This window comes from Salinispira pacifica (assembly GCF_000507245.1).
Classification (GTDB): domain Bacteria; phylum Spirochaetota; class Spirochaetia; order DSM-27196; family Salinispiraceae; genus Salinispira; species Salinispira pacifica.
Genome location: NC_023035.1, coordinates 2,541,350 through 2,558,381, shown reverse-complemented (window position 1 = coordinate 2,558,381; position 17,032 = coordinate 2,541,350). Strand labels below are relative to the sequence as shown.

The window sequence follows — 17,032 nt, the reverse complement described above, 5'->3', positions numbered from 1 at the left end:
CTGGAACCGGGCCTCAGGGCCCGGTTCTTTATTGGTGATTGCAAAAAACAGAATATGGGACAGTTTTCTTTCCCATATGCGGCATACAGAATGGAAACCTGGAAAAATTATGGGCGAATATATTTTAGAAATGAAGAACATTGTCAAGGAATTTCCCGGAGTCCGGGCCCTGGATGATGTGAACCTTCAGGTCAAGGAAGGTGAGATCCATGCACTTGTAGGAGAGAACGGTGCGGGAAAATCCACGCTCATGAAGGTACTCAGCGGGGTTCATCCTGCGGGGACCTATCAGGGGGAGATTCTGATAGACGATCAGCCCCAATCTTTTGACGGCATACGGGAAAGTGAAGCAGCCGGTATTGCGGTGATCTATCAGGAACTGGCCCTGGTTAAGTTTATGAACGTGGCGGAAAATATTTTCCTTGGAAATGAAATCCGGGATGCCCGGGGGGCGATTGATTGGCATGAAACCTATGCGAAATCACGGGACCTGCTGAAAGAGGTAACCCTGAACATTCCTCCGGAAACACGGATTATGAACCTTGGTATCGGCGCTCAGCAGTTGATAGAAATTGCCAAGGCATTATCAAAAAATACCAGGATTCTTGTTCTCGATGAGCCCACTGCAGCCCTCAATGAGACAGAATCCGCCAACCTTTTGAATATTATCAGGACGTTGAAAAAGAAGGGAGTTACCTGTATTTATATCTCCCATAAACTTGAAGAAGTTCTGGATATTGCGGACAGAATTACCGTATTGCGGGACGGCCGTACCATCGAAACCCGGGATACAGAACAAGAGAATGTTACAGAAAACGATATTATCTCAATGATGGTGGGGCGAACCCTTACCCAGAGATTCCCCCGGGTGGAACACACTGCAGGTGAAACCATCATGAGTGTGAAAAACTGGACGGTACCCCATCCTGATATTCCCGGAAAGAACATAATTGAAAATGTTTCCTTTGAGGTGAAAAAAGGTGAGATTCTCGGTGTTGCCGGCCTTATGGGCGCAGGCAGAACCGAGCTTGCCACCAGTCTCTTCGGTGCATTCGGCTCCAATATCACCGGAGAAGTGAAGATCAACGGGTTACCGGTACATATTCATAATCCTGAATCTGCAATTCTTAATGGATTGGGCTATGTGACCGAGGACCGGAAATCCCGGGGACTGGTGATGGGTATGAACATCATCGAAAACTCAACCCTGGCCAGTCATTACCGTCTGTCCAAGGGGAATGTAATAAACAAGCTGGAGGAGATTCTGCTGACCACCAAGTATGTGAATCAGCTGAATGTAAAAACTCCAGGGCTCGAGCAGCTGGTGAAAAACCTCTCGGGAGGTAACCAGCAGAAGGTAATTCTGGGGAAATGGCTTATGACCCAGCCCACGGTTCTGATCCTGGATGAACCCACCAGGGGGATTGATGTGGGAGCCAAATTTGAGATTTACAACATTATGAATGAGCTCGTTGATCAGGGAGTGGGAATTGTGATGATTTCCTCCGAACTGCCGGAAATCCTTGGTATGAGCGACCGTATTCTTGTAATGCATGAGGGACAGTTCACCGGAGAGCTTTCATATCAGGATGCTGACCAGGAACGGCTGATGCACCTTGCAACAGGAGGTAGATAAATGACAGCTCAAACTAACGAGCAGACGCTGGGTCAGGTACTTAGATTCCAGTTAAAAAACAATTTTCGCCAGTATGCCATGTTCTTCGTACTGGTGGCCATTTGGGGTATTCTTACCATAGCCACCGGCGGCGTGTTCATTCAGGGACGGAACCTTACCAACCTGCTTCTTCAGTCAAGCTTTATTGCCACGCTGGCAGTGGGTATGGTTCTGGTAATCGTAGCCGGGCATATCGACCTTTCTGTGGGTTCGATTGCGGGATTTATCGGCGGTGTAGCCGCAATCCTGAACGTGCACTACGAATGGAACGCCCTGATTGTGATAGTCGTAGCCCTGGGGCTGGGAATTGTCATCGGACTCTGGCAGGGATACTGGATCGCGTATCAGGGAATTCCGGCGTTTATTGTCACCCTTGCGGGGATGACCATATTCCGGGGGCTGCTTCTGGCGGTCACCAGGGGTGAGACAATTGCGCCTATAGATGAAACCTTCGCAGCCATCGGCGGAGGCTACCTGCCAAGGCTGTTTCTGAATGTGGGTGAACGAAACGGGTTTCACGATTTAACGGCAATACTGGTGGTGGTGGCCATTCTTGCCTTTGTGATTTCCAGCATCCGCACACGGCGAAGAAGAATCGAATACGGTTTCAGCGTACTGCCCCAGCGTGTTGAAATACTCAAGCTGGTGGGCGGAAGCCTTCTGATCACCCTGTTCGCACTTCCGGTAATGACCTACCGGGGTCTTCCCTACTCAATCCTTATTCTGCTGATCCTTGTATTGGGATACACCTTCCTGACCAATAACACGGTTTTCGGACGGCACGTGTATGCCATGGGCGGAAACAAGGAGGCCGCACGGCTTTCGGGTATCAACATCCGCAAGAAAACCCTGATGATTTTTGTCAGCATGGGTTTCCTTTCAGCCGTGTCGGGGCTGATTTTTACCGCACGTCTGAAATCGGCCACCGCAAGCGCCGGTAACCTTTTCGAACTGGATACCATCGCCGCAACAATTATCGGCGGTACTTCCACCCTCGGCGGTGAAGGTACGGTATTCGGTGCGATTATCGGTGCGCTTTTAATGTCGAGCATAACAAACGGTATGCAAATAATGAATGTACCCACTGAATGGCAGATGGTCGTTCGTGGTTTGGTTCTCCTCCTTGCCGTTTGGTATGATGTGTCCATGAGGACCAAGAAATAAATAGTTTGCAGGTATCCCCCAATTACCTGCTGCTACTACCCCCATGAGGCCGCCTGCCGCATATGCAGGCGGCCTCGCTTTTTTTCCGGCATGGATGTTTTTGAACTCCTCTGTTTGCTGTATACTGGTTACTGCATAACGGTTGTTGCAAAACGGTTGCTGTACAGTGGTGCGTGAGATGCGGATGACGGAGCAGCTGAAGAGGGGGCGGAACATGGACCAAATACGATGGGGAATTCTGGGATGCGGGGGCATTGCCTCGTCATTCGCCTCGGATCTTCAGCATAGCAGCTCCGCAGTTCTGAAAGCCGTTGCCAGCAGAGACGCAAAGCGGGCCAGGAAGTTCAGTGAAACATACGGGGCGGAGTCTTACCACTCCAGCTATGAGGGATTGCTGGATAATCCGGATGTGGATGCGGTGTATATAGCCACCCCCCATCCGTTTCATTTCAGTCAGGCACGGATGGTGATTCAGGCCGGAAAACACGTGTTCTGCGAGAAGCCGGTTTGCATGAATACAGCCCAGTTGAACACCCTTATGGCCGAGGCGGAGAAAGCCGGGGTTTTCCTGGGAGAGGCGTATTGGACTGCATACTTTCCCCTCGTCAAGATGCTCAAGGAACTCAGCGAGGCTTCTTTGCTTGGCGAGCTGCTTCATATTGATGCCAGTTTCTGTTCCAAACTTCCGGACATGCCGGAACAGCGCTGGCTGAACCCCGACCTGGGAGGCGGAAGTCTTCTGGACATCGGGATATATCCGCTGGCATTCAGTATGCATCTCTTTGCTGATACCCCCGGGACTGTGAGAAGCATGATGATTCCCGGATCCACCGGGGTTGATATACACGAACAAATATCCTTGTCCTTTCCCTCCGGGGGGACGGCTGCTCTCACCTCAAGCTTCCGGTTTGACCATCCACACGTTGCCAGAATTATTTTCCGTCATGGCAGCGTCTACCTTCCGGACTTTTTTCATCCCCGGGACATGATTCTGTATCCCGAGTCCAACGCCGATATAGATTCAATGGAAGTTCCCGATGCCGTGGAAATGCATAAAATTGATCATGTGAACGAAAACAGCCCATACGACGGAGTGCATTTTTCCCACTCCTTTCAGGGACAGGGCTATCAATTTGAAATAGAAGCCGTCTCACGCTGCCTACTGGAACTCAACGGCGGGCAGGCTCCCGAAGAATACATGTATGGAGTGGACCGCAGCCTTGAGGTGCTTGGAGTTTTGGATGCTCTTCGGAAAGATTGGAATCTGGTGTATCCCGGAGAAACAAGCATATGAAGTGCAGAACAGTGGGAGTGTACAGCACCAAAGGCGGGGTGGGAAAAACCACTTCGGCTGTGAATCTGGCGTTTCTCGCGGCACGGGAGGGATACAGTACGTTGCTGTGGGACCTGGATACCCAGGGAAGCGCCACCTTTTACTGTCAGCAGCGGGCGAAGGTGAAGGGCGGGGTAAAAAAACTCATTCACAAGAAAACAGATATTTCCAAAGTAGTGAAGGGTACAGCATATGACAATCTTTCAATGATTCCATCCGATACTTCGGTGCGGAAACTGGATCTCTTTGTCAATGAAATGAAAAATTCAAAAAAGGCGTTGAAGAGGGTTCTCAAAGATCTGAAGCAGGAATTTGATTTGATCTTCTTGGATTCCCCTCCGGGGATGAGTGTTCTCTCAGAAAGTATATTTTACGCTGCTGATGTTCTGATGGTTCCAACCATTCCCAGCACCCTTTCCATCAGGACCCTGGAAACTCTTGATGAGCAATATGCTTCTCTGGAACTTGAGCAAAACCAGATTATTCCATTTTTCAATCTGGTGGATCTCCGGAAAAAGATGCATCGGGAAATTCTGGAAATTTATGCCCAGGATCCGAGGTTTTTATCAAGTTTCATTCCAAATGCAAGCATTGTTGAGCAGATGGGTTTTCGTCAGGCCCCCCTTCTGTCATTTAACAGAGCTTCGAAAGCCTCAAAGCGGTACCTTGAACTGTGGGCCGAGTTCGGCCGGCGGGCTGGCATCTGACCCGGATATGACGGAAATGTGCCGCAGCAGAACGGTTCCGCCCTGGGCAATATCAATAAGCCGTAAGAAAATATCAGGCAGAATTCAAAATACCATTCAGGAGGAAACAGTATGAGCGAGTCCAGACAATCAATCCCCCAGGCCTTCCCGGCCTTTATTGCCCGGGAGGAAGCTGACGGCAATGTGAAGGCCGCAGCGGGAACATGGCAGGAAAAAGACCTTCCTCCCCAGGGTGTGGACATTCAGGTGGAGTACAGCTGCCTCAATTACAAGGATGCACTTTCGGCCATAGGCAATAAGGGCGTAAGCCCCAATTATCCTCATATTCCCGGAATAGATGCCTCCGGAATCCGGATGGATAGCGGGGAGAAGGTTGTAATTACCGGCTTTGATTTGGGTATGGGCAGTCCCGGGGGCCTTGCCGCCTATGCCAGGGTACCTGAAGCCTGGCTTATTCCCCTGCCTTCTTCACTGGACAGCTACCGGGCCATGACCTATGGAACCGCCGGAGTCACTGCAGGGTTGTGCGTACAGGCACTTCTGGACAGGGGAGTCAAACCTGACCACGGCCCCGTACTTGTCAGCGGAGCAACCGGAGGAGTCGGAAGCATTGCAGTGAGTATTCTGGCGGGAATGGGATTTGAAGTGCACGGAGTTACCGGCAAGGACGATAAGCATGCCTGGCTCAAATCAATAGGGGCCGCACAGGTGATTCCCCGGGATGAGTTTCTGGTAAAGAAGGATCGTCCTCTCATGCGCCCTGAATATATCGGAGCCGTAGATACAGTTGGATCCTCCATGCTCCACAGAATTCTCCGCAGCCTGAAATTTTCCGGCACCGTGGCAGCCTGCGGAATGGTCGGCGGGACGGAGCTGGAGACCAATATTTTCCCCTTTATTCTCAGGGATGTGGCACTTATCGGGATTGCCAGCGCAGATTCAAGCCGTGAGAGGAAAAAAGCGATCTGGAGTAAACTGGCAGATGAATGGTCTGTGGACTGGCTTCAAGAAGATGCAAAACTTATACGCCTGGATGAGCTGCCCTCTGCGGTGGAGCAGATTCTGGCAGGCGGGGTAAGCGGCAGGATAGTGGTAAACCCCGGGGAATAATCCCGGGGTTACCTGCCGCCCGTCTTTCAGAGTACGGGCAGAGTACGGGCAGTGTACGGGCTGATGATCCGTTTATGCTTTACTTCAATTCCTTCCACAGGGCAGAGCCGGCTTCTTCCAGGCTGCTGATTCCCTGCTTTGGAGTATCCTCCAGAAGCTGTCGCGCCTCCGTCATCAGATATTCGTATCTTCTGCGGTCTGCGGCTTCAAGGGCTCTTCCGTTGGTCTTGTTTGATTCCAGCACCGATGCCGAAGAGAGGAGGGCAAAGGCAGCCACATTCAGATGAGTCATGCTCCGCAGAAAATATTCCTTTCCGGCAATCTTTTTCCCGTATGTTCTCAGTCCAAGAGATGCCAGTTTTCTGAAGCGCTTTTCCAGCTTTTTGGCCAGTTTGAATCCCTGGTTCAGCAGAGGATCGCTGTACACGGGTGATCCCAGACGGGGCCGGGGCAGATCGGTGAAAACCGACAGTTTGGATTTCTCACCGGACTTCAGCAGCTTTCCCCAGCTGCGGAACACGGTGAGGGGAGGGTAAATGGAATGAATTTCCGTGGTTCCCTCAAATATGGTGGTTACCCTGAAATCCCTCATCCGTTTTTCGTAGGGCTGGGTTGAGATATAGCCGGATCCGCCGGCAGCCTGGAGGGCATCATAGAGGGTGTCCCAACAGCGGTTGGTACCGTATAGTTTGGTGTGAGAACTTTCCATGGCCACGTTCATCAGATGATCGTCTTCCAGCATCTTCGCAGTAAAGTAGGTCATGCTTCTGGCGGCCATGGCGTGGGCGTCGGAGCGTACAATCTTTTCCTGAATCAGCTCAAATTCGGAAATGGGCATGGAAAACTGCTTCCGGCTGGTTGCCCGTTTGATCATGTCCTGGACGCTCTGGTTCATCAATCCGGCGGAGGCAGCTCCCAGCCCCAGGCGTCCGTAGTTCAGCACGTTCATGGCGATTTTGAAGCCGTCTCCTTCAGCTGCAATGAGGTTTTCTTTGGGGACTTTCACATCCTTGAATTTCAGTGCTGCGGTGGAGCTCACCTTCAGTCCCATTTTCGGCATATCAGGGCCGGTGCTTACGCCATCCCATTTCCGCTCAACGATGAATGCTCCCATATAACCCGGCCGGTTCTCCGGATCCAACTGGGCAAACACCGTGTAGGCTCCTGCGTAATTGGCGTTGGTTATATAGGTTTTGGTACCGTTGAGCACATAATGGCTGCCGTCATCGGAAAGGATCGCCTTGGTATCCACATTCTGGGCATCGCTTCCCTGCTTGGGTTCGGTAAGTGCGTATCCGAATACCATCTCTCCGGAAGCTGCAGGAGTGAGATACTGCTTCTTTTGCTCTTCACTGCCATACAGCAGAATTCCTTTCAGACCGATGGAAAGATGGGCCAGGGGCACCAGTACCAGTGCCATATCGTGCCGGGCCATTTCCTCAACCACCCGGAGATACTCGCTTAAGGTGAAACCCAGTCCTCCGTATTTTTTATCGATCAGAAGCCCGAATATTCCGATCTCCTTCAAGCCCTTCATTAATGCATCGGGCACCACTCCCTGAGCCTCGATCTCCCGCGCAGGAAAATCTTTAATCAGGGCGTCGTATGACTCCATAAACTTCTGTACCTTGGCCTCGTCTATGGATTCATCATAGTTGCGGACCAGCATCGATGAATCGTATTCACCGCTGTAAAGCTTTTCAAAAAAACCGTACTGTACGTCCATGCTCTGTACTCCTTACTGATTGTCATGTTTTCTTTAGATCCCCGGCAAGGGGGTTCTCCCCTGCCGGATCTATTTCAGTGCCGGATAATCCGGCGTTTTGCTACATATTGAAAAATGCCGAGTTGCTCTTGGCCCTGTTGCTCAGTCCCTCAGGAGCTGTGAAACGTCCGTCAATGCTGCTGCTGTACTGAAGGGCCTTGTCCGACATGGTGCTCAGGCCGATCTGCTGGGCGGTGCGCAGTACCCCCCCTCTGAAGGGAGGAAAGCCGGTTCCCATGATCATGGCCAGGTCAAGCATACCGGGTGTTCCTACAACCCCCTCATCCAGACATCGGACTGCTTCGTTCACCATCATCACCAGAGGCCGGTAGATTCGATCCTCGCTGCTGACTCTGCCGCCGCCGGTTTGATGCTTTTTGATGATGCTCTGCATCTCGGGGTTGAGAGTCTTTTTCCCGTTTTTGTAGAGATAGAATCCCTGCTTGTTCTTTTTCCCAAGGAGCTGAGGGTGATCCTTCAGGCCCTCAAGAATGGGTGCGGCCTTCATCCTGTCGGGATACGCGTCCTCCAGAATCTTTGCCACTTTCCTGGCCACATCTATGCCGATCTCATCAATGAGCGTGTAGGGCCCCATGGGCATACCCCACTTTTTCCACTGCCGGTCGGTTTCTTCAACATCGGCGCCTTGGGAGAGAAGGTACGCCGCCTCATTCAGGTAGGGCATGAGGATGCGGTTCACCAGGAATCCCGGTCCGTCTTTCACAAATACCGGGGTCTTCTTCAGTTTCAGGGCAAAGCGGGCTACTTCAATGGCCGCCCGGGGATCGGTCTGCTCGCCGCTGATCACCTCAACCAGGGGCATCCGGTTCACCGGATTGAAAAAGTGCATACCCGCAAACCGTTCCGGTTTCTTCAAGGCTTTGGCCATTTCATTGATGGACAGACTGGATGTGTTGCTGGCGATAATTGAATTCTCCGGAACGTTTTCCTCCAGCTCCGAGAGAACCGCCTGCTTTACCGACATTTTTTCCACCACCGCTTCCACAACAATGTCAGCGCGAACAAAACTCTCATAATCCAAGGTTCCGCTGATTCGATGCATGCCCAGGTTTACCTCTCGGCTGCTGAGTTTTCGCCGTTTTTTCAGCTGGCCGTAGATTTTCTTTGCGGCGTCAAACCCTTTTTGCACCGCATCCCAGGAAATATCTTTCAGGGCGACATCATATCCGGCCTTGCTGAACAGCCAGGCTATGCCTCCGCCCATAACTCCCGCGCCAAGCACTCCGGTATTCCCGATGGTTTCCGGCAGATCGGCACTTCCAGCTTTGGCTCCCGCGCCGGGAACATGTTCGGGATCGGGAAGTTTCTTGTTTTCTTCGGTGAGAAAGTAGATCTGAATCAGATTTTTGCTGATATCCGAGGCGGCCAGTTTTCCGAACTTCCTGGCTTCATAAATCAGCCCCTTGGCGAAATTACCTCCCAGGGTGTTGTGGATGGTGGAAATCGCTTCCAGAGGAGCCGGGTAATTGCCCTGGGTTTTGGCCAGTACCGACTTCTTTGCGTTGTTCAGGGCCATGCTCCGCCCCAGGGCCGTTTTATTCAGGAACCAGCCGTATGCGGGACTCTGGATCTTTCCCCGTTTTACCGGCCGGATCAAACCGTAGGCCTGCTTTCGGATCTCATTCAGCCACTTTCTCCGGCTGTTCAAGGTTTTCAAATAGCCTGATCCGTCGGCAGGATTGGTTGTACCCCCCGAAGGAAAGGATGAACGCTGTTTCTCCACCACCCCCCGAATTTTCGATGCAAATTCATTCAGAAAGAATTCGCTGTACCCGTGGGGAATCACCCGGTCCGAAAGACCGATTTTTTCCGCTTTTTTTCCGTCCTGGGGTTTCCCGGTGAGGATCATGGGGAGAGCCTGGGAAATATCCACCAAACGGGGGAGGCGCTGGGTGCCGCCGAATCCCGGCATGATTCCCAGGTTCACTTCAGGAAGGGCAATCTTGGTTTTTGCATCATCACTTGTGAGACGGAAGGTGCAGGCAAGGGCCAGTTCGGTGCCCCCTCCCATGCATGCGCCGTTAATATACGCAATACTGGGGAATGGCATCATCTCCAGCCGGTTGAGAACATCCTGTCCTCCTTTTGCTTTTTCATACGCCTCTTCTTCACGGGTAATGCCCTGAATTTCCTTGATGTCTGCACCTGCGATGAAAATACCTTTTTTATTGCTGTCGATGATCAGCAGATGCAGATCGGTTCGGCTCTCCAGCTCCCTGAATTTTTCATCCAAAGCTGCCATCACGTCCGAGCTGAGCAAGTTCACCGGTTTCCCCTCCAAATCGAGGGTGAGGCGGGCGACACCGTCCTGTTCTGAATAGCTGAAATAGCCTTTCATGGTTCTAACCTCTTTCTTTCAAATTGTTTTGGCCGAGCAGTGTATTTTGAAATACAGTCGTGTATTCGTTTCGGTGCAATCATTCCACCTCGAGAAGGAGGGATGCTCCCTGACCTCCGCCGATACAGAGCGTGGCCAGCCCCTTCTGTTTGCCCTGCCGCCGCAGTTCCCGAAGGGTGTGAACCGTAATTCTTGTTCCGGTGGTTCCCACAGGATGGCCAAGGGCAATGGCTCCGCCCTGGAGGTTCATCTTATTCCGGTCAATTTCACCCAAAGCTTCATCCATTCCAAGATACTTTGAAGCGAAATCCTTGCTGGCAAAGGCTCTTTCATTGGCGATAATCTGAGCGGCAAACGCCTCGTTCATCTCGATGTAATCAATTTCTGATAATTTGGTTCCGGTTTTCTTGAAGAGTTTCGCCGTTGCATAGGTGGGTCCGAGGCCCATCCGTTCGGGTTCAAGACCCGCATACGCCCAGTCTTTGATGTATCCCAGAGGGGTGAGGCCCCGTTTTTTGGCATCGCTTTCCCGCATCAGGATTACCGCCGCAGCACCATCGGTAATCGGGCAGGAATTGCCAACGGTAACCGTGCCGTTTTTCTTATCGAAGTATGGTCTGAGTTTGCCCAGGGCCTTCATGCTCTGGTTCTCCCGGGGGCCTGAATCCTGCTCCACGATAGTGCTGTACTCAGGCATGAGGGGCATGGGGATAATCTCCCCTTCCAGCTTGTTCTCTTTGGCTGCCTGGACTGCCCTCTGATGACTCAGGAGGGCCAGCTCATCCTGTTCCTTGCGGCTGATGGAGAACTCCTTGGCCAGATTTTCGGCGGTGAGCCCCATGATGAGACCGCTTACCGGATCGGTGAGTCCGTGAATTACCCCGATTTCCGGACGGAGCATTTTCATCCGGAAGGAAAAGAGGGTTTTCAGTTTCTGTGAAAACGTTTTTGAAGCGGAAAGGCGGTTTATAAATGAGGTGAACTCTTTGTTGAACATCAGTGGAATGTTGGACATGCTTTCAGTTCCGCCGGCAAGATAGATATCACCTTCTCCGGTGAGCAGTTTGCTTGCCGCCGTAGTAATGCTCTCCATACCGCTGGCACAATTCCGGTGAACCGTGTATGCCGGGGTTGAATTGGGCATTCCCGCTTTCAGGGCAATTACTCTGGCGATGTTGGCCGCATGAGCCGGCTGGGCCACGTTGCCGATGATCACCTCGTCGAATTCTTCCGGTTCGATGCTGTTCCGTTCCAGAAGCTGGCGGACGATGAATGCTCCCATATCGTCCGCCTGGGTATTTTTCAGAACTGTTCCTGCTTTTGCCATTGGCGTTCTGATTCCATCCACAATGGCAATTCGCTCTCGAGATTGATTCATTGAATTCTCCTTTTTCTGCAGATCTTAGAAGTTATTTCCAGGAGTGAGGTGTCTTGTACATTTCCTCAATAAGGTCTCCGTATTTCTTTTCAATGGCGAAGCGCCGCACCTTCATAGTGGGGGTGAGTTCGCCATCTTCAATGCTAGCCTGGCTATGGATAATCCGGAAATCGGCGATGTGTTCACAATGGTGATGATGCTTATTCATTTCCTGAAGATATTCGTGAATCTGCTGGCGGAAGTAGTCGCTTTCCAGAAACTCATCATCCTTCACATCTTCCATCCCCGCCTCCGATTTAAGCGTCGGAAGCTTTTCATACTCGGGAAATATGAGCGCCGTAACAAATGTCCGGTTATCCGCAACAACCACGGCGGTATCGATTCCGGGCATCTGCACCAGTTCCTGTTCAAGAGGTACCGGAGGCACATATTCGCCGGTGGATTTCTTGAACAGTTCCTTTTTCCGTCCGGTGATGGTCAGGTAGCCGTCCTCGTAGCTGCCCAGGTCTCCTGTGTGAAGCCAGCCTTCCTCGTCGATCACCTCTGCGGTGGCATCCGGCCGGTTGTGATATCCCTGCATAATATTGGGGCCTCTGGCCAGAACTTCACCTTCTCCGCTAACCTTCACTTCTATCCCCGGAAAGAGGGGGCCCACAGATCCGATTTTTCTATGGCCGGGATAATTCACCGCAATTACCGGGCTGGCCTCGGTGAGCCCGTATCCTTCATACACCTGAAGATCGCAATTTACGAAAAAGGAGGCAATCTCCGGTGACAGTTTTGCCGATCCGGATATGGCTATTCGCAATTTTCCGCCCATGGCTGCCCGGAATTTTTTATATAGCAGTTTGTCGAATATCATACCCAGAGGGCCTTTGGCGGCGGTACCGGGTTTTTTCTTTTCAGCCCGTACGAATCCGGTTCTGGCTATTGCCCCGGCCACACCGGTTTTTTCAAACGCACCTTCCCGCATTTTCATGTACACCTTCTCCAGAATTCTGGGAACAACCGTCATGATTGTGGGACTCACTGTCTTGGCATACACCCCCAGCATTTGGGGATCATCGGCGAAATAAATGGGAAGTCCCGATGAAATGTAAAAATACATCACCATCCGCTCAAAAATATGGGCAAGGGGAAGGGCGGAAAGAACCCGATCTCCCGGAACTGTCTTGAACCGCTGGGAGCTGGCGTGCACCTGGCTGACAATATTTCTATGAGTGAGCTTCACTCCTTTGGGAAGTCCGGTGCTTCCGCTGGTGTATATAATTGTGGCAAGCTGATCCTCTTTGATTTTTGACGCAAATGAATCGAAGAGCTCAGGATTCTTGGTATCCATTTCCCGCCCTTTGGCAATAAGTGCATTGAACCGCTCGTTCGGGAAGCTCTTACCGAAGGTGATCTGTTCTTTCAAATGCTTATGTGTTGCTTTAATGTGGGGCAGCTCTTCAAGGTTTCCGATAAAAAGATACTTCATTTTTGAGTCGGAAATTTCATGGGTGAGGCTTTCAAGACTGATCTTTTTGAAGAGGGGAACGCTTACTGCCCCCAGACTTACTGTGGCAAGGTCCAGAATTATCCATTCCGGGGAGGACGGTGCAAGAATTCCCACACTGTCTCCTTCTTTTACCCCCATATCACTCATACCCAGCGCCAGCCATCGAACCTGATTCCTGAAGTGTTCGCTTGAATAGGTTCTCCATGAGTCGCCTTCAGGATACATGAGGGCCTTTTCAAGGCTGAAGGACGTTGTGGCATGCTTGAATAGTTCTGGAAGGGTGGTAAACGTTTGATTCATAAAATCCTCCGAATAATGAATTGCTGTTCAGTAATTAAATCTTACAACCACACTCAGGATTTAGCAAGAAAAAAATGAACAGCTATTCAGCAATACGGCTGTAATGGAGAATACGGCAAAATTTCCCTTCTTTTTCTTCATCACCTGTACTATGATTGGAAGTGTGCCCATGAATTTGTTCCAGCGATTTGCATTCTCAGTTCAGCGTTTCCTCAGGTATCAGGGTCTTTCCAGCGCCCTTCCATTGTTTATTCGGGGCAAAATCCTGCTTATTCATATCATGGCCTTCCTGGGGCTGGTGATCTTCCTGCCCCTTGCCATATCAGTTGCAGCGGCCGGTTCATACCTGGCCTCTGCGGTGCTGATTTTTGCCACAACTGGTCAAATAGCTGCAATGATCATATATCACCGGGGTAACCGGCTGGATGCAAGCATCCAGATATCCGCTCTGAGTGTGATTCTGGCTCTCACCTATGCCATGATAACCGGCGGATATAACGGGTACGGCATTCTCTATATTTTTCTCGGCCCCATCATCCTGTTTTATTTTCTGAATATCCGTTGGGCACTGTTTACCCAGACACTGTTTGCTCTGCTGTTTGTTTTTGCCATTGCATTCCCCACGGCACCCATTCGCGCACATCTTGAAGCGGATTTTCTCCTGAGAGTATTTGTTCTTTATATTCTCATCAGCTCTCTCACCGGTTCCGTGGTGTTCGGTTTCAAACAAACCACATCCAGGCTGGAGGCTGTGGCCTATTATGATGATCTCACCGGACTGCCTAACCGCCATTACATTCGAACCCTTTTGAATGAGACTGCACGACGAAGCCGGAAGAAAGGGACGCCCTTCTTTACCCTCTTTATTTCCATCCACCGATTCAGGCAGATTAATGATAATTACGGCTATACGGCAGGGGATGAAATGCTGCGGCTGTTTGCCCGGCGCTGTGAGACCCTCATTCCCAAAGACGGGTTCCTGGGCCGGTTCGGGGGCACGGACTTTATTCTATCCTTTCCTTCCGACGACCCCGATCCCAAAGCCGTGGCGGAAATGCTTCATCAGAGTGCTCTGAAAGGGTTTATTCTCATGAATCAGTTGATCCGATTGAGCCTGAACATCAGTTACACCGCCTATCTTTCCCATTTACCCAACGAACTGTCCCAAACATCTGATCATGAAGGACCTGGAAGGGGGAGAAAAAGCCGGAGCCGGTTTTCGGGCTCGCGGGTTGGTACAGATCCGGCGGAGTCAATTATCCGCAATCTGGAGCTTGCTCTATCGGTAAGTAAGAGCCGGGGCGGAGGAACCACCATCCGCTACGATAAACAGGGACATGAAGATATCAGGAAACGCTACAGACTGGCCGAGGAGTTGCGATCTGCAGTTTCACGGCAGGAACTGACCCTGCATTTTCAGCCCATTATCAGGGCAGACAGCAGAAAAGTCACAAAGGTTGAAGCCCTGGCCCGTTGGTTCTCTCCGGAATTCGGGGAAGTCTCTCCCGAGGAATTTATTCCTCTTGCCGAAGAAATCGGAATTATCGCAGAACTGTCAGAATATCTTTTTCATATTGCCGCCTCGGATATCCAGGAACTGAGAGAACTGAATCACGGCAATGAAAATCGTCTTGCCCTCTCATTCAATATCAGTCCGGTAAACCTTCATAGTCAGAATTTCATTCCCGTAATCAGTAATATTCTTGCAAAGACCGCCGCCGACATGTCCCAGCTTGAGCTGGAAATCACCGAATCCATGCTCATTGAAGACAATGAGATGGTGAAGCAAAATCTCACCCTTCTGAAAAATATGGGCATTCGTCTTTCCCTTGACGATTTCGGTACAGGATACAGCAGTTTGAGCTATCTGCATCGCTTCAACATCGATACTCTTAAAATTGACCGTAGCTTTATTGCATCCATGCAGGAAAGCACCCACTCAAGGGAAATTATCCGGGCTATTCAGGCTATGGCCCTGAGTTTGGGCATGGAAACGGTTGCCGAAGGGGTGGAATATGAAGAACAGGACCGGATGCTTCGGGAACTTGAAGTAACTCACATCCAGGGGTTTCTGCATGCCCGTCCCATGGATCGTACTGCATTGCAGGTTTGGATGAAGCATTGGAATACCGTCCATTTTGAACGAAGGAACGGCTGAAATCCTGTTCAGACACTTCCTCTAAAATCCCGGGGCAGCTTCCCCTCACCGGTGAATTGATGTAGAGTAAAACTCTTTGCAGCCCCCCACGGGGCCCGCAGGCCGCATACCGACCTGCCACGGGCATACATCAAAATTTCAGAAGAGAATTTCAGGAGAGAATGTGAAGCTTTCAAGAGGACAGGCCGGGGAGTTCTTCCGCTCCGGCGGACATCCGGTCGGTCAGGTTGTGGCCCTGGGAATACCCCTTTTATTCGGCAGACTGACCCACTATCTCCATCAGATAGTGGACAGCGCAATGCTTGGACACTTCGGGGAAAACAGTTTTGAGCTGGCGGCAATCGGCATAGCGGGACTTTTCACCTGGATGCTCAATACTTTTCTCTGGCCTCTTTCAAACGGAATTCAGGCGATAACCGCACGAAGATTCGGCCGTCAGGACATTAACAGCCTGGAGTCCCGGCATATTACCGGCGAAGCATTGGACAACGGAATGGTAGCAGCTCTTGTTGCGGGAACCTTGGCCATCTCCGCCAGTTTTCTCGCCCGGCCGGTCCTTTCGGGGATGATTGAAACCCCCGAAATCCTGGAGTTAACCATTCAGTATATTTCAATGATGCGCTTTGCCCTCATCCCCACCGGGATATTCTTTGCGGTTCAGGGCTTCTTCTCGGCCATCAACAAAACCTCCTATGTGATGTGGTCAGGTATTCTCAGCAACGTCCTGAATATCATCCTCAACTATATTTTTATTTTCGGGAAGTTCGGTCTGCCGGCCATGGGAATCCGGGGGGCTGCCCTGGGAACCGTGCTGGCATTCAGTTTCGCAGCAGTATTTCTGATAGTTGTGGTTCTTACCCGGGGATACCGAACAGAGTACCGGCTGTTCAGCTTCAGGCATCTCAGCACCAGGCTGCAGAAAGATATTGTGCGGGTGGCTTTGCCTCCGGCAGTACAGAATATCATTGCTCTGGGCATTTTTATGACATATCAGACGATTATTGAGGATTATTCACCACTTTTTCTTGCGGCAACCCATGCAGTATTTTCATTCTACCGGCTGAATAAAACAATCATCGGAGGATTCGCCCGGAGCGCCGGAATTCTTGCAGGGAATGCCCTGGGCCGCGGCGAAAAACAAAGCGCCGGGAAATATATCGCAGCTTCCGGGGCTGTGGCCGCAGGAATTGCCGTGCTGGTGGCGCTGTTCACATTTCTCCTGCGCTACCGGATTGCGGGAATCTTTTCTTCAGATCCATCCACGGTGGCGGTGATAACCACAGCCCTGACCTTCTTTCTTCCGTTTTATTTCATGGAGTCACTTGGGTATTCTTTCGAGATGGTGTTTATTTCCAACGGATACGGACGCTATGTGCTTGCCAGCGAGTTCACTACCAACGTTCTGTTCATCCTGGGGTTAACTCTGCTCATGCGGCATCTCTTTCCCGACACCATCCAGCTGGCATGGCTGAGCTTCGGGCTGTACCAGATATTCCATGCGGGGATCATGATTGCAGGTTTTCTTAAAGGTAGGTGGCTGGACGTGCAGGTTGAAAGCGGTTGAAAGCCGGGGAAAGTATCGGAT

11 protein-coding genes are annotated in these 17,032 nt (G+C 51.1%); 7 read left to right on the top strand and 4 right to left on the bottom strand.

All coding sequences use genetic code 11. The features are described from left to right. Positions 1 to 109 precede the first annotated feature (109 nt). From L21SP2_RS11265 to L21SP2_RS11245, 5 genes are all read left to right on the top strand, one after another. Positions 110 to 1,636, top strand: coding sequence for a xylose ABC transporter ATP-binding protein (locus L21SP2_RS11265; RefSeq protein ID WP_041402884.1), 1,527 nt, complete (start codon positions 110 to 112; stop codon positions 1,634 to 1,636). After that, positions 1,637 to 2,839: a sugar ABC transporter permease gene (locus L21SP2_RS11260; protein ID WP_024268640.1), complete on the top strand. Its 1,203-nt coding sequence runs from the start codon at positions 1,637 to 1,639 to the stop codon at positions 2,837 to 2,839. Positions 2,840 to 3,053: 214 nt separating this feature from the next. After that, a complete protein-coding gene (locus L21SP2_RS11255; RefSeq protein ID WP_169730474.1) occupies positions 3,054 to 4,133 on the top strand; it encodes a Gfo/Idh/MocA family protein in 1,080 nt (359 codons plus the stop codon). Then, positions 4,130 to 4,879, top strand: a complete 750-nt coding sequence (locus L21SP2_RS11250) for a ParA family protein (protein WP_024268638.1) — start codon at positions 4,130 to 4,132, stop codon at positions 4,877 to 4,879. The genes L21SP2_RS11255 and L21SP2_RS11250 overlap by 4 nt, the downstream gene beginning before the upstream one ends. 111 nt (positions 4,880 to 4,990) lie before the next feature. Continuing rightward, the gene (locus L21SP2_RS11245) at positions 4,991 to 5,989 is read left to right on the top strand and encodes a YhdH/YhfP family quinone oxidoreductase (RefSeq protein WP_024268636.1); all 999 of its coding nucleotides are present in this window, start codon (positions 4,991 to 4,993) and stop codon (positions 5,987 to 5,989) included. Between the two features lie 79 nt (positions 5,990 to 6,068). Here the strand turns inward: L21SP2_RS11245 and L21SP2_RS17370 are convergent, their stop codons facing one another. The 4 genes from L21SP2_RS17370 to L21SP2_RS11225 all read right to left on the bottom strand — a co-directional run bounded on the left by L21SP2_RS17370 (position 6,069) and on the right by L21SP2_RS11225 (position 13,289). Continuing rightward, positions 6,069 to 7,715 (bottom strand): acyl-CoA dehydrogenase family protein, encoded by a 1,647-nt coding sequence (locus L21SP2_RS17370; RefSeq protein ID WP_024268635.1) that lies wholly within the window; start codon positions 7,713 to 7,715, stop codon positions 6,069 to 6,071. Between the two features lie 100 nt (positions 7,716 to 7,815). After that, on the bottom strand, positions 7,816 to 10,113 hold the full coding sequence (locus L21SP2_RS11235; protein ID WP_024268634.1) for a 3-hydroxyacyl-CoA dehydrogenase NAD-binding domain-containing protein: 2,298 nt from the start codon (positions 10,111 to 10,113) through the stop codon (positions 7,816 to 7,818). 79 nt (positions 10,114 to 10,192) lie between these two features. Beyond that, a complete protein-coding gene (locus L21SP2_RS11230; protein ID WP_024268633.1) occupies positions 10,193 to 11,491 on the bottom strand; it encodes a thiolase family protein in 1,299 nt (432 codons plus the stop codon). A gap of 31 nt (positions 11,492 to 11,522) precedes the next feature. Then, a complete protein-coding gene (locus tag L21SP2_RS11225) occupies positions 11,523 to 13,289 on the bottom strand; it encodes an AMP-dependent synthetase/ligase (RefSeq protein WP_024268632.1) in 1,767 nt (588 codons plus the stop codon). A 169-nt stretch (positions 13,290 to 13,458) separates the two neighbouring features. Here L21SP2_RS11225 and L21SP2_RS11220 point away from each other — a divergent pair, with 169 nt between their 5' ends. After that, entirely contained in the window at positions 13,459 to 15,447 is a 1,989-nt protein-coding gene (locus L21SP2_RS11220; protein WP_169730473.1) for a putative bifunctional diguanylate cyclase/phosphodiesterase, read from the top strand. A 163-nt stretch (positions 15,448 to 15,610) separates the two neighbouring features. Next, positions 15,611 to 17,011 carry an MATE family efflux transporter gene (locus L21SP2_RS11215; protein WP_024268630.1) on the top strand — a complete coding sequence of 467 codons (1,401 nt, stop codon included), beginning with the start codon at positions 15,611 to 15,613 and terminating at the stop codon, positions 17,009 to 17,011. The last annotated feature ends 21 nt before the right edge of the window (positions 17,012 to 17,032 follow it).

Coding starts and splice junctions, on each gene's coding strand:
- L21SP2_RS11265 (WP_041402884.1), top strand. CDS start 110: ATGGGCGAATATATTTTAGAAATGAAGAACATTGTCAAGGAATTTCCC.
- L21SP2_RS11245 (WP_024268636.1), top strand. CDS start 4,991: ATGAGCGAGTCCAGACAATCAATCCCCCAGGCCTTCCCGGCCTTTATT.
- L21SP2_RS17370 (WP_024268635.1), bottom strand. CDS start 7,715: ATGGACGTACAGTACGGTTTTTTTGAAAAGCTTTACAGCGGTGAATAC.
- L21SP2_RS11260 (WP_024268640.1), top strand. CDS start 1,637: ATGACAGCTCAAACTAACGAGCAGACGCTGGGTCAGGTACTTAGATTC.
- L21SP2_RS11220 (WP_169730473.1), top strand. CDS start 13,459: ATGAATTTGTTCCAGCGATTTGCATTCTCAGTTCAGCGTTTCCTCAGG.
- L21SP2_RS11255 (WP_169730474.1), top strand. CDS start 3,054: ATGGACCAAATACGATGGGGAATTCTGGGATGCGGGGGCATTGCCTCG.
- L21SP2_RS11225 (WP_024268632.1), bottom strand. CDS start 13,289: ATGAATCAAACGTTTACCACCCTTCCAGAACTATTCAAGCATGCCACA.
- L21SP2_RS11230 (WP_024268633.1), bottom strand. CDS start 11,491: ATGAATCAATCTCGAGAGCGAATTGCCATTGTGGATGGAATCAGAACG.
- L21SP2_RS11235 (WP_024268634.1), bottom strand. CDS start 10,113: ATGAAAGGCTATTTCAGCTATTCAGAACAGGACGGTGTCGCCCGCCTC.
- L21SP2_RS11250 (WP_024268638.1), top strand. CDS start 4,130: ATGAAGTGCAGAACAGTGGGAGTGTACAGCACCAAAGGCGGGGTGGGA.